Source organism: Mucilaginibacter sp. KACC 22773, assembly GCF_028736215.1.
Taxonomy (GTDB): domain Bacteria; phylum Bacteroidota; class Bacteroidia; order Sphingobacteriales; family Sphingobacteriaceae; genus Mucilaginibacter.
Genome location: NZ_CP117883.1, coordinates 6,296,383 through 6,309,874, shown reverse-complemented (window position 1 = coordinate 6,309,874; position 13,492 = coordinate 6,296,383). Strand labels below are relative to the sequence as shown.

12 protein-coding genes are annotated in these 13,492 nt (G+C 44.4%); 5 read left to right on the top strand and 7 right to left on the bottom strand.

Going from position 1 to position 13,492, the window contains the following annotated elements:
- Positions 1-137 precede the first annotated feature (137 nt).
- From PQ469_RS26175 to PQ469_RS26155, 5 genes are all read left to right on the top strand, one after another.
- Entirely contained in the window at positions 138-743 is a 606-nt protein-coding gene (locus tag PQ469_RS26175; protein ID WP_274210311.1) for a hypothetical protein, read from the top strand.
- The gene (locus PQ469_RS26170) at positions 740-1,042 is read left to right on the top strand and encodes a winged helix-turn-helix domain-containing protein (RefSeq protein WP_090641804.1); all 303 of its coding nucleotides are present in this window, start codon (positions 740-742) and stop codon (positions 1,040-1,042) included. Before PQ469_RS26175 ends, PQ469_RS26170 begins: the two co-directional genes overlap by 4 nt.
- Before the next feature lie 50 nt (positions 1,043-1,092).
- On the top strand, positions 1,093-3,591 hold the full coding sequence (locus PQ469_RS26165; protein ID WP_274210310.1) for an XrtN system VIT domain-containing protein: 2,499 nt from the start codon (positions 1,093-1,095) through the stop codon (positions 3,589-3,591).
- On the top strand, positions 3,572-4,921 hold the full coding sequence (gene xrtN, locus PQ469_RS26160; RefSeq protein ID WP_274210309.1) for an exosortase N: 1,350 nt from the start codon (positions 3,572-3,574) through the stop codon (positions 4,919-4,921). Before PQ469_RS26165 ends, xrtN begins: the two co-directional genes overlap by 20 nt.
- A 262-nt stretch (positions 4,922-5,183) precedes the next feature.
- Complete coding sequence (locus tag PQ469_RS26155; RefSeq protein ID WP_090641807.1) at positions 5,184-5,435, top strand: hypothetical protein; 252 nt, start codon at positions 5,184-5,186, stop codon at positions 5,433-5,435.
- 17 nt (positions 5,436-5,452) lie between these two features.
- Here PQ469_RS26155 and PQ469_RS26150 read toward each other — a convergent pair whose 3' ends face one another.
- The 7 genes from PQ469_RS26150 to PQ469_RS26120 all read right to left on the bottom strand — a co-directional run bounded on the left by PQ469_RS26150 (position 5,453) and on the right by PQ469_RS26120 (position 13,487).
- Positions 5,453-6,871 carry a tetratricopeptide repeat protein gene (locus PQ469_RS26150; RefSeq protein WP_274210308.1) on the bottom strand — a complete coding sequence of 473 codons (1,419 nt, stop codon included), beginning with the start codon at positions 6,869-6,871 and terminating at the stop codon, positions 5,453-5,455.
- A gap of 150 nt (positions 6,872-7,021) precedes the next feature.
- Complete coding sequence (locus PQ469_RS26145; protein ID WP_274210307.1) at positions 7,022-7,213, bottom strand: hypothetical protein; 192 nt, start codon at positions 7,211-7,213, stop codon at positions 7,022-7,024.
- Positions 7,214-7,547: 334 nt separating this feature from the next.
- Positions 7,548-7,775: a hypothetical protein gene (locus PQ469_RS26140; protein ID WP_274210306.1), complete on the bottom strand. Its 228-nt coding sequence runs from the start codon at positions 7,773-7,775 to the stop codon at positions 7,548-7,550.
- Positions 7,776-7,797: 22 nt separating this feature from the next.
- Positions 7,798-11,430, bottom strand: a complete 3,633-nt coding sequence (locus tag PQ469_RS26135; RefSeq protein WP_274210305.1) for an ABC transporter permease/M1 family aminopeptidase — start codon at positions 11,428-11,430, stop codon at positions 7,798-7,800.
- 21 nt (positions 11,431-11,451) lie between these two features.
- Entirely contained in the window at positions 11,452-12,339 is an 888-nt protein-coding gene (locus PQ469_RS26130) for an ABC transporter ATP-binding protein (RefSeq protein ID WP_274210304.1), read from the bottom strand.
- Positions 12,340-12,345: 6 nt separating this feature from the next.
- Positions 12,346-13,098 (bottom strand): head GIN domain-containing protein, encoded by a 753-nt coding sequence (locus PQ469_RS26125; protein ID WP_274210303.1) that lies wholly within the window; start codon positions 13,096-13,098, stop codon positions 12,346-12,348.
- On the bottom strand, positions 13,095-13,487 hold the full coding sequence (locus PQ469_RS26120) for a GntR family transcriptional regulator (RefSeq protein ID WP_274210302.1): 393 nt from the start codon (positions 13,485-13,487) through the stop codon (positions 13,095-13,097). Before PQ469_RS26120 ends, PQ469_RS26125 begins: the two co-directional genes overlap by 4 nt.
- Positions 13,488-13,492: the final 5 nt, after the last annotated feature.

The following is a 13,492-nucleotide window of genomic DNA, read 5'->3' as shown; positions in this document are numbered from 1 at the left end:
GTATGACGAAGATACTTCATTGCTGATTGCAACCATGCTCCAATTAAACGACATACCTATTTTTCCTCTCAAAAAATATTTTAATTCCTTGCCAATTTAAATTTTAATGCATAACTTTGAAAAACAAAGTGCTTTTAATGAAAGATCAAGATATTCATGCAGAATTAAGCTCTATCCGGGACCTGATGGAGCGGTCGGCCAAATTTATTTCGCTGAGCGGCCTGTCGGGCGTAATGGCCGGTATTTATGCTATTATAGGTGCATTTTTAGGCTGGGAAATATTAACACATGAAAGTGCCGGGCTTTTGCGTAACGATTTTGCAGTAATTATCCAGTTATGCATAGTGGCATTTGGGGTTCTCGTCCTTTCTATTGGTACCGGCGTTTGGCTTTCTATACGTAAGGCAAAAAAACTTGGGCAGCCATTTTGGAATACAGGCAGCCAGCGCCTGCTTATTCATATGGCTATACCTTTGGTAAGCGGTGGCTTGTTCACGTTTATTTTAATTTATCGTGGTTATTATGGCATTGTTGCGCCGGCTACACTTGTTTTTTATGGGTTGGCGCTGGTGGCGGGCAGTCATTACACCTATTCTGGTGTAAAAGGCTTGGGGATATTGGAGATTTTATTAGGTTTGCTGTGTGCATTGATGCCTGGCTACGGTTTAATTTTCTGGACGGTAGGTTTTGGTTTACTCCACATTATTTACGGTACAGTAATGCATTTTAAATACGATAAGTGAAGATCTCGTTAGAACAATTTGATAAAGCTTTTGAAAACCGGATACGTCTGCAAATTATGAGCGTACTGGTTGCCAATGAAAGTTATGATTTTAATGCGCTTAAGGAGCTGCTCAACCTTACCGACGGCAACCTGGCATCGCACCTGAAAGCGCTGGAAAAGGAAGAATACATCCAGGTGCAAAAAAGTTTCATAGGTCGCAAGCCCAATACCAAATACCTGGCATCCGAGAAAGGCCGTGCAGCATTCAGGCTGCACCTGCTTGCCCTCGAAAATTTAATAAAGCAGCAAAAGCTGTAATTTTTTTATCAACTCACTTTGTATTTCAAAGTTCTTTTAAATTAACAAAAATGAAAATCCTTAAAGCAATTTTATCCGAAGATAGGGTGATTAAAACCGGGCTGATGCTGATACTGGCCTCGGCAGCCTTGTTTGGTATTACCGAAACCAGCTTGTTTGAACTGAATGATGGTACTGCCTTTGGCGCCTTTTTTATCAACTATGTATTTTCTGTAACCTATTTTTTTGTTGTAGTGTTTAAACGGCCAAAGCGGCTGGCCTACTGGGTGCTGCTTTTTATGCTTTGGTTTATTAGCGCGTTTGCTTTAAACCGCAGCATGAATGTGTTTGATATTTCGGTGCCCTGGCTTTGTGTGGTTATTTGCCTATCGTGCATAGCTTTAATAATGGCCTTGTTTATGGAACAGCTGACTAACGATGTTAAGCACCTGGTAATGTTTTTGCTGGGAGCGGCCTTTTTACTGTTTGTTTATTACAGCCTTTACCTTACCTCCATGTATATTATTGGCCTTATAGCCTCTATAGCCATCGGCATCTCGTTGCATGTTTTTGCGCCGGTAGCATTGGCTGTGGTTACTTTTATCGTCATTAAACGGAATGTGGCGGGCAGCCAGTCGTTAAAAATGGCGCTTGCTGCGGGGGGGGGTGTTCCGGTTTTAGTTATTGCCCTGTTTATATGGCAATGGCACAGCATCAACAAACAGGTTAACCTGGCCGTTAATCACAACACTTTGGCCGAAGGTAAATTGCCGTCGTGGGTGGTTATCAGTCAAAATATTCCTAAAAACAGCATTGCTGAGCGCATTATTAAAGCCAACCTGGTTTACAAAACCGTAAGCCTGCAGGAAAACTGGTTATGGAATACCAATTTTCATAATGCATCTTTCGACGAGCCTTTAAAGCACGATCCTCTTGTGGTATTGGCCAGTCTGTTTTGCGGCCAAACCAATTTAGAGGAACACGAACGCATCAAAATACTGGAGGCCATGTATGATGCCCGGCACAAGGCGCAGGACAGGTTATGGAGCGGCGGTAAACTGAAAACCGCATCGGTAGTAACCAACGTTAAAATATTGCCCGAATACCGGCTGGCTTATACCGAAAAAACTTTGTTTATAAAAAGCAGTGAGGCCAGCCCCTGGTGGCCCAGCAAAGAGGCCATTTATACATTTCACCTGCCCGCGGGTTCGGTTGTGAGTTCGTTATCATTATGGATAGATGGCAAGGAGGCAAAGTCGCGGTTAACTACCAAGGCCAGGGCCGATTCGACTTATAAAACGGTGGTTGGGGTGGAGCGGCGCGATCCATCGGTAATTCACTGGCAGGAAGGCAACACCGTGAGTGTACGGGTTTTTCCGGTTACCCCAACCGAGGCCCGGAAGTTCAGGATAGGCGTTACCAGTCCGCTCAGGCAGCAAGGTACTCAACTGGTTTACGAAAGTATTTATTTTGACGGGCCGCCAACTACCGGTGCCGATGAGACCATACAGCTTGCCTTTTCAAAAAAGCCACCGCTGCTCAGCCTGCCCGGATTTGAGGAATTGACAGAAGGTGTTTTTACTGCCGACAGAAAATACCGGGCCGATGACGAGATTGTTTTTGCAGCACCACCGCTGGCCAATGCGCAATTTACCTTCGCGGGGGCAGGGTACAAGCTGGAAAATTATAAGCCACAATACGCCGCTTTCGACCCGGCAGCGGTGTACCTTGATTTGAACAGATCCTGGAATATAACCGACTTTGATAGCGTATGGCAGGCCATCAAAACAAAAAAGGTTTATTACTATGATGGGGAACTAAAAGAATTGACGGAAGAAAACAAGGCCGAAGTATTTGCCAGGGCGCAGAAACTGAATTTTAGCCTGTTCCCCGTTAACGAGGTTAAAGATGCCGAAAAGGCCTTGATAATTACCAAATGCCCGGATATAGCACCTAACCTGGGTGATCTGGACGATTCGGAATTTCAGCGGCGGCTTACCGCTTACCTGGCAACCGCAAAACCTGTACGGATGTTCAATATCGGCACCAAAATAACCCCTTACCTGAAAGCTTTAAAAGAGATGCGGGTGTTTGTTTATGATAGTGGTGAGTTACCAGCCATGTTAGATAAACTTAACCAGCACCGGTTTATTCAATCGCAGGAAGATGCCGGGCATGTGGTGCTGGATCAATCGGGCCTTATCATCAGTCAAACTACCGATACCCTGAAAAGTAATGCCCCCGATCATTTGTTGCGTCTGTTCGCCTATAACGATATTATGAAAAAGGTTGGTCCGCATTATTTTGATAAAACTTACGTGCAGCCGGATATCATCAGGGAGGCCGAACAGGCCTACATTGCCTCGCCGGTATCCAGCCTCATCGTGCTGGAAACACAGGCAGATTATGAGCGCTTCGGGATCGATGAAAATAAGGATAGCCTTAAAAATGCCTCCATGAAATCATCAGGCGCGGTACCCGAACCGGGCGAGTGGCTGTTGGTGCTGATAGCACTTGCGGTAATTAACTTTTTAGTATACCGTGCCAAATATGCTAAGCAGGATATTTAAGGCGCCCTTTACGGGTTGTGCTTGGGGTAGCAGCCGCTTGCTGATAAACGGCTGCTGCCTGGTGTATCTCGTTATCGCTATTAAATTGCTTTCCATTTATTTTTTGTGGAATGCCGACCTGTTAATGGGGATAGCGCTTGCCCCTTATATATGCCGCGTAAAGCATGGAGAACACTCTATGCGGTACTTTTTGCCCTCGGTGATATTTGGTGTTATCGCGCTTATTTTCCCGGTTAAAACCACGCTGTTTGTAGCCCTGTTATTTGCCGTATTATTGTTTTTTGAGAATTTTAAAGGAAAGGTGAGCTTGGTCTTGTTTTTCCTGCTCTTGCTGGTTTCGCCGCTGTTTATATATATCAGCAATGCTATCAGCTTCCCCATCAGGATTTGGCTGAGCGAGGTGGTGGCGGGCATTTTAAGCATGGGGGGAATTGCCGCGCATGCATCGGGCAACATTATTGAGTTAAATGGCGCCGAGTTTTCTGTAGACCAGGCCTGCGCGGGTTTGCACATGCTGAGTATGTCGTTTATTATATGCCTGTTTATAATAGCCCATTGCCAGCGGCAAACAATTAAACGGCTTGGTTTTATTGAAATTGCGCTGCTGCTGGCGTTAACCTTTTTGCTGAATATTGTGGCCAACCTGTGCCGTATTATGCTGCTGGTATTGTTTAAAATACCAGCAGCAAGTGTTTTGCATGATGTAACCGGGGTTATTTGCCTGTTGGTGTATGTGATACTCCCCTTGTTGTGGCTGAGTAATTTTTACCTGAAAAGATCGGCAAAAATAGAGAAGCACCCGCGGCAGAAACAACTTGTACGGCTGGTGCCCGATGAGGTAAGATATCCCTTTATTCATTTACTATTTGCCGGGGTACTCATTGTTATCGCATGCAATTTAAAAAGCATGGATGAACTGAGCAATAAAGGGGCTGATGCGGTAACCCTGAGCGGCTACAAAAAGCAACTGCTGGAAAGCGGGGTTATCAAGTTTGATAAGCCCGGCCAACTGGTGTACCTAAAGCCCACACCCTTTTACGGCCCCGAACATAACCCCATGATTTGCTGGCAGGGCAGTGGCTACAATTTTACCCGCATCCGCAAGCAAGCCATAGCCGGGCGCGAGGTATATTCGGGTATCCTTGCCAAAGGGGCGGATAAGATCTACTCGGCCTGGTGGTTTGATAATGGCAGCCTTAAAACCGTTAGCCAGCTTGAATGGCGATGGACAGCAGCCCAGGGTAGCAAGCCATTTTACCTGGTGAATGTGAACGCCTCAAGCGAAGCCGGATTATTGAAGGCGGTTGCTGATTTGCCGGGTGTTAGATGATAGGCGGCCCAATAATTGCGGGTACCTACAGAGCCTGCATAAGGTATCAACAATTAAACCTGTCTTTTTGATCTTTGTTGTTCAAAACTAATTGTAAATAGAGGCTTTTTAACCGGTGTACAGGCAAGCGGATGAAGCCGGAGTTTTATTATCCCGTGGATGGGCTATATACCGCCAGAAACGGGCACGATGGTTAATTATTTATATAAAAACGTGACATTAATTAAAGCATTTGAGGCGCGGGAATTGCGATATTTATTCCATGGAATCAAAAATATTCTCGTATAAGGCCGATGGCATTGTATTGGAGCCTGTAAACGATCAACTGAAGTTGAGCCCAGTGTTTGATCGCAAGGAACTTGTTGAGAAGATAAAAGATATTTTAAAAGCAGATGGTTTTAAGCTTGATGAACGCAGCCTTCAGTTTAAAATTGAGGATGGGCAGCTTTTTATACAGGGCCTTGCCGGCAAGGAGCAGGAAGCCAGGTCTATCGGTTTCTTTGCAGGAAGTTAATGCCAGGGTACATGTTACTAGGAGCGGTGGTTTCTGGATACCGGTCTTTTTGCCGGCTCGTTGGGCTTTCCTTGTGCCAGGTGCACGTGCGCTTCGGCGTGTACTAATTTTAAACGAAGCCAGTTGGTAAGCCGGTGATGTAAGGGCACCAGCACCGCAGCAAGCGCTACAAGTATCGCTAACTCAAGCACAGGCAAATGGCTACTGATGCGTTGAACAAAGGGATGGATAAAAAGGGTGATAAACTCAAAAACAAGCAGCAGAGATAATACGCTCATAAATTCAATGACCCTACGGTGTGTACGGCCCTTACTAAGGAAAAGGAGCACCAAAAAGAAAACCGGGATAAATATGGCAATGCCTATTAATTGAAGATTGATGATCCTTTCTTCGGCTTCATGCCTTTTTTGTTCAGAAATCTCCTGCTGCCGCAATGCCTCGTTAAAGCTTAGTGTTTGTACCTGCTTAATTTTCTCGATGCTAAACATGCTATCCTTCGCGGCCATTGCCGTTTTTAAATAAAGCAATTCCAGGTGCTCGTTTGATGCCTGGTATATTTTTGTGAGTAAACTGCTTGCTGTAAATATTGCGATAGGATAATGGGCTTTTTGCGCCGCTTCTAACCCTTTTTTTGCATAAAACGCGCTTGAATCTGGCTGGTTTATATCATTATATAGGGCCGCCAGGCTGTTGTAAGTATCTGCCAGACTACCCTGATCATTGTTTTTCTCGGCATTGTTTAAGCTTAGCCGGTAGTATTCAATTGCAAGCGACCGGTGGTTCATTTTATAGTGAATATCGCCCAATATTGATAAGGTATTTGATAAAGAACCCTGATCGCCCAGGTTTTGCTGCAGCGCATAGGCCTGCATCTCGTACCCCAGGGCAAGGTTCACTTTATTCAATTTAATATAGCTGTTGCCTATATTAGATAATATGGTGCTTAAAAATTTGTTGTTATGTGTTGATTCGGCAATGGCTTTTGCCTTAAAGTGATAGGTAAGGGCTTTCTCATCATCATTTTGATCGGAATAGATAATGCCGATGTTATTGAGGCAGGCCAGCTCGCCCGGCTGATCTTTTTTTTCTTCCCTTATTTTTAAAGCGCCCAATAACAGTTCAAGTGCACGGTCATACCTGCCATTTTTCCATAACACAACGCCCATCCGGTTTAAGCTATTTGCTTCGCCCGTTTTATAATTGATGTTTTTTGCAATAGCAAGGGCCTGGCCGGCATATATTAAAGCACTATCAGCATTAGTTGCCTGCACCAATAAACTTTTTTTAACTAACCGCGCAATTTGGCTGGTGTCGTTTTTGCCGTTTTCTGCAGACAGCGTAAACGCTTTATTACTTTGATGTTGCCCGCAGGAAAAGGACATACCGGCTGTCAGTAAGCCTATCAGCGCAATTTTAACAACGGACTGTATTTGCATCACCTGGGGCTAACAAAAGCTCAATATTATTGTCGGTTCCTTGTTGAAACTTTAATCTTTCTGAAAACTTACTAAGCGGGCACAAAAGTACATTGCCTATCATATTATATGACGGGTATTGAATTTGCAGCCCGCAGGGAAAATTTCAACCTAACCTATCGGGGTGTTTTTGCCACCAAACAACGAAGTAAAGCCAAGCTGCTCTCCCTCGCTTTCTTCATCCTTTTTTAGGCCGTCGGGCAAATCGTTATCAAACGAGTTGCCTGTAAATTCGCTTTCAGGCAAGGCGCTGTCAGCATCGTCGTTCAGCTCATCAGGATCATTTTGATTAAATAAATTCATGGCTGTTTTTTTTATGATTTAAACGTTGTCTTATACTTTTAATGAAGCACGCATACGCCATTGCGAGTTACGAAGCAATCCCGAACTATTTGGAACTTAGCATATCGGGGATTGTTTAATACTTCGCAATGGCGGTCTGTTTTTATTTTTTTAGACAACTTTTAAAAATCGGTTAACCTGTTTTTATTTAAAAATACCCCTAAAGTGTCTGATGTGCAAGTTTTTACTGTTTTTGCACACATAATGTAAAGCACTTTACACTATGTGTGCAATTTGGGTTCTCTGCGTTGAAAATAACGACTGTGGTTCTTTGTTTTTTAGTCAGGCATTCATTTTATTTTAACGGTTCATCGGTTATTTTATCCTTGACGCGTTTAAATAACAGCTCACTCTGCCTATCGTCTGTCTCGTTATCAGTGTTAAACCAGTCGGTTATGGTATTTACAAAAAATGCATCTTCGGGATGGCTTTTTACCAGGCTATCAAGTGCTAAAAGCTCATCGGCGGTTGCTTCGCCGATGAGCTTTTTGATGGTAAGGTTTAGGAGGTGTTTTTGGTGCACTGGGTAAATCGTTGGCCGGTTATTAAAAATCCTTCGAATTATCGCCCATTAAACGGTCTATCAGTTTGTTGTAGGGGTCGATGCCTGCGTTTACGGGTTTGCCTTTTACAATCATGGTTATGGTGTGCTTACCGGCGGTAAGCTTGTGCCGTTTTAGGTAGAGCGGGTTCACTATCAACCTGCCTTCTTTGTTGGTAGTATTGGCCCCAAACACGCCGATATCTATATAATCGTTCATGTTTTTGGCCTCGATATCATTGCCTTTGCTATCAATCCAAACTTTACCTGCGTTTACGGTTAGGGTAACCTTATATTCGTTTTTGTTGCCGGTTGGCGCCGATTTTAAATCGATCAGTTTATTATCGTAAAGCGTGATTTTTTGCCAGGTATCGGTTAAGTAATATTGTAACGAATCGGGCACATGCTTTTGCAGGTAGCGGTACAAATCGGTACTGCCGGCGTAAGGTGGCTTGCTTTTAAAAGCATAGGCGTTTTTAAATTCGCGCAGTGCATTGTTCAGGCTGTCTTCGCCCATCAAATCTTTTAGGGTGTACAATACCAGGCCGGCCTTGCCGCCCCATAAAAACCACTTGTCGGCCTTTATCAGGGGATGTTCCTTATCTTCCATCCGGTGCCTGATAAAGGTGTAAAAGTTCACCTGGTCATACAATATCCATTTCATATTGTCTTTACCATACTTTTGCTCGGCCATAAGCAAGGCGCTATAACTGGCAAGGCCTTCGGGTATTACCAATGAGCCTACAGTTGCGTTTGGCGCAACCTGGTAGCGCCACCATTGTTGTGCCAGCTGGCGGCTGGTGTTAAAATATACAAAATCAAACTGGTTGGGGTTTTCAAAATTGGCGTTCCAGGCATATCGCTCGGCATAAGTATCAAGCGTACTTAATGAGGCATCATGCGGGCCAAAATCACTTGTTTCGGCCAGGCGGATATCATTGAAAGGGTAGGGGCCAAATGCCTTTGAAAAATAATGCAATCCATCTTTATAAGCCGCCATTATGCGGTTGATATTGGTATTATGCGCCGGGTGGTAGTAAATATCAACATTAACCTTATGGTTAAGCTGTACGCTATCATGCCGGTTTGCATACCTTGCCGACAGGATAGCCAGCGGGGCATAAAAATTATTACCGGTGTAGTGGTAATAGTTGCGGCCATTTTGCTGCCAGTGTTTTTGCAGGTTGCCGGGGGCTATGGCGGTTTGATTGGCCGATGTGCTTACCGTAATATCAAGGTTTAGCAAACCGGAAGCTTTGCCCGATTTAAGGGTACTGATGCCTACCGGGTCGTTTTGCGCTATTTCTTCCTCTTGCTTCTCGGGCAGCCCATTTTTTTTGCGCACGTAGTTGCTGTTTTCCTCGTCGTCATCATCATAGCCCATGCCGGGCAGGCCGCCGTTAAAAAATGTACCGTTATGCAGCAGGTTTTTGGCATACAAACCATTTTCGAAGCCTTTATGTGCGATGCATGAATTAACCTCGAACACCACCGAATCGCCCGGGGCCAAAGGCTTTTCAAACTGGTATAACCTAAAGTCGGCCGTATCCTGTTTTGGCCTGAACCAATTGAACATACCCCGTTTGTATAGCAGCGGATAGGTAAAGGGCACCGGCTTGCCGCCAATTTTTATACTATAACCGGTAACGTCATCACCATCTAACAATAGTCTTTCAATTGGTTTATCAGTAGGGTTAAAAACAGTTACAAAGGCTTTTACAATTTCCTGCTGCTTATCAGGATAAATATCTGCAAATAGCTTTATCCCTGTAACCTTTGGTAGTGGCAGGTCGGCGTATTTTTTTAAAGATTTTTCGTAAATAATAGTCCTGTCTTCGTTTTCGCCCTGGGTTAAAAAGTTGTTCAGGTAGCTAATGTTGTAGTAATTGTAAGCGCCTACAGCCAAAAAAGCTATGCCAACAGCCACGGTAAAAAGTTTTGTTTTGGTATCAAACCGTTGGCCCACCAGTTGCAGCCGCTCTTTAAATGAGCTGGTAACGCCACGGAAATAAAACAAAGCGGCTATAATAATAAGCAGCCCGCCACATAACAGCCAGTACAGGTTAAACCAGTAAACAGGCGCCTGCATGTGGCCTATGCCATCCATATCTGATATGCCATACCACGGGGTATAGGAGTAAATGAGCAGGTTGTAATTGAATATCCCGGTTGTATTTAAAAAGAAAACCAGCACCCAAATAGCTACCCCAACACCATGCGCCACAAACTTATTATTGATAACAACGTGTACCACATAAGCAAAAATCACCATCTCCAGGAAACGCGGCATAATTACCGTAAACACATACATTAAAAAGAACGACAGGTTATATTGATGGAAGCCTTTTATGGTTTGTACAACTAAGCCCGTTACCAGCGGTACCAACGATAAGCCGAAACCCAGTACCAGCAAAGCCAGGAGTTTTGAACCATTAAGCACCCAGTTTGGCGGCGGTAAGGAATCGTTAATGAATGCATAACGCGTAATTTTGTCGCGGTGCAGGGTTTCGCCGGTGTAAAATATGATGATGAAGAAGATGAAAAAGGGGAAGACATCGTTAAATATGGCCATTAAAATTACGGTGCGCGGGAAATAGGCAACCCCATAATCATTCATGCCCAGCCAGAATACAAAACCCAGGAAGCCCATTCCGGCCAGTAAAATTATCCAGAAATAATTATCGCGGATGATGTTGGTGAGTTCTACCCGCGCAAGGTTAAATAAGGTTTTACGGTTGTAGGAGCCGGTAAAACTGATATCGGCCTTTAATACTAATGCCCGTTTTGTCTTTGAAACCACATCATCAATTGCCGCCTTATCGCGCTTGCCGCTAAAAAACCTTTCGAAGCTGAATTGTATGTAGGTAAATATCAAAATAGCAAGGCCAACGCCTGTCCATATCAACCTGTTGGCCAAAAAAGCGCCGGTAACCGGGAACAGCATTGTGTTTTTATCAGCCGATGTGGTAATGGCCGACATAAAGCGCACGGCGCTAATACCAAAGGGATCGGCATTGATAATTACTGTGGCATTACTGGTATTTTGCAGAAAGAAAACAGAAATAAAATAACCCAAAAACAGCAGGATGCCACCGGTGTAAATCACCTTTACATTCCGCGTAAGCGCCACCAGGCCAAAAAATAACGACGAGGTAAAAAACAGGTTGGGCAGGGCCATCACCAAAAAAGGATGCAGGTAATAGATCAGCTTATTAGGGCCGTATTCTTTAGGGTCTTTCCAGCCCATGGCCGGGCCAAGTTTTGTACCAATGTAAGCCCCGATAATTATGGCGCTGGCTATAAAAAGCATAAACACAAAGCTGCCCAGGTATCTGCCCCAAAAATAACCTGCTTTGGTAATGGGGTAGGTGAGATAATAATCTTTAGTGTTGTTTTCAATATCCCGGTAAAGCGGCTCGCCCATGATTGATGAGCTTACCAGCATCATAAACATGGTAATACCCGCGCACCATAATGCCAAAACAAAAGGCGCGTTGATGTGCTCCTTATCGCCCATGGGTAACGATCCGGTAGCAAATGTCGTGATGGTAAATGCAAGAATGGCGGCAAAATAAAGATAAACCGCGGGCCTTCTGAGGCGGTTTTGCACCTCGAAAATGAATATTTTCCGAAACATAATATTTTGTTTTTAAGCGGGTTAAATGGTATTTACATCTACGCGGGTGGCAATATTGCTAAAGTACACATCCTCCAGATTTGGGATTGCGGCGATAAAGCCGTTGCCCGGTTCAGTATCCTGTATAATGCGAATGTGCAGCTGCCCCGTTTTCAATTGGGTAGAGATGACCGAAAAATCATCTTTGTAAAAATCAAGATCGGCCTTGTCGATCGCTTTGCTGTAAATTTTGCCTTCCAGTTCGGTTACGGCCGCATCGGGCTGGCCGGCGTATAATACTTCGCCCTGGCAAATAATAGCAAAGTTGGCGCAAAGGGTACTCACGTCCTCTACAATATGGGTGCTTAAAATTACAATAGTATTCTCGCCCAGCTGGCTCAGCAGGTTGTAAAAGCGGTTGCGCTCGGCAGGGTCGAGCCCGGCGGTAGGTTCATCAACAATAATGAGTTTGGGGTTGCCTATTAGGGCCTGGGCAATACCAAAGCGCTGTTTCATCCCGCCCGAGAAGGTGCCCAGGTGTTTTTTGCGGTCTTTAGATAGGTTCACATTTTCGAGCAGGCTGCCCACCAGTTTTTTGCGCTCGGCGGCATTACCTATGCCTTTAAGCTGGGCAATGTGGTCAAGCATGCGCTCGGCAGATATTTTAGGGTATACGCCAAACTCCTGTGGCAGGTAACCAAGCAGCTGCCTTACCTGGGTTTTGTTTTTAAGTACATCCAGGTCATCTAAAAAAACGCTGCCTTTATCGGCTTCCTGCAAGGTTGCAATGGTGCGCATCAGCGATGATTTACCGGCGCCGTTTGGGCCCAATAAACCAAACATACCGTTATTCAAAGTGAGGGATACATCCTTTAATGCATGTACCCCGTTGGCGTAAGTTTTTGAAAGGGAATTGATTTGTAATTTCATAAGTTACTATTGTTTAAGGTGGATATAGGGTAGCAGGCTGTTTTTGGCAGCCCCGTTTATAATGAGGCGGGTACTATCGCCGGGGCGATAATCCAACTGGTTTATTTTAGCTTCGTTAAGGTTTAGGGTGCTTTTGTTGAGTAGCTGTAGTTTGGCTACATTAAAGCGGTTGTTTTTTAAAATAGTAATGTGCGAACCGCTGAAAGGGCTTAGCCCAACGGTAGCGTTTAACAAGCCGATGTTATTATTGGCCAGTACAACCTGGCTGCCATAGTCCTGGCTTATGATTAAGCTATCCTGTTTAAAGCCATCAATCATTATTTTACCATAATTCCAGTTGTCGTTTGTAGTAGTATCAATAACGCGCTGTTTATTGATAACAATGAAGGCATTAGCGGTTAAGCTTGAAAGGCTGGGGCACGATATGATGATGCGGTAATTTTCATCATTATAAAACCGGTTGGTGTTGTATTTGATGTTCATTTGCAACAGCCTGCCCTTTTGGGTAAATTGTACGTAATCAAGTATGTTGGGATCGGCTTTTACACCAAAGGAACCTTGTACTACCTCGACACTGGCTTTATGCGCGGCATTTATTTCCAGGGCATCAAAATCCTTGTATGGCAGCGGGGTAAAGTGCGAATAATAGTTTTTGTACCGGCCGGTTAAAAATTCTTTTTTCAGCAACAGGTCGTATCCCCCGATGCATAGCACCAGGAATACTAAAGCGGCTATAAATATTTTTGTACTCGTTTTCATTTGTTTTCGTCTGCTTTAGGCTGGGTTAAGCCGGCCGTGTATTCCTTGTACATGTTCTCCAGGTCTTTGATGTCGATGTCTAACAGGTATATATTCCTGAAAAAATCGGGCAATTGTTGCTGAATAAAACGCTGTTTGCGATAGGCCTTCACCTTTTGCGGCCCATCCGGTGCCACGAACAAGCCCAGCCCGCGTTTATTGATCACTACCTCCTGCGATTGCAAAAACTCGTACGCCCGGATAACTGTGTTTGGGTTTACTTCGAGCTCAACTGCCATATCGCGCGTGGAAGGGATCTTTTCTTCAGGCAGCCATTTGCCTAATAATATATTTTCGCTCACATAAGCTGCTATCTGCAGGTATATGGCATCCTTATCTTTAAATTCCATAATGC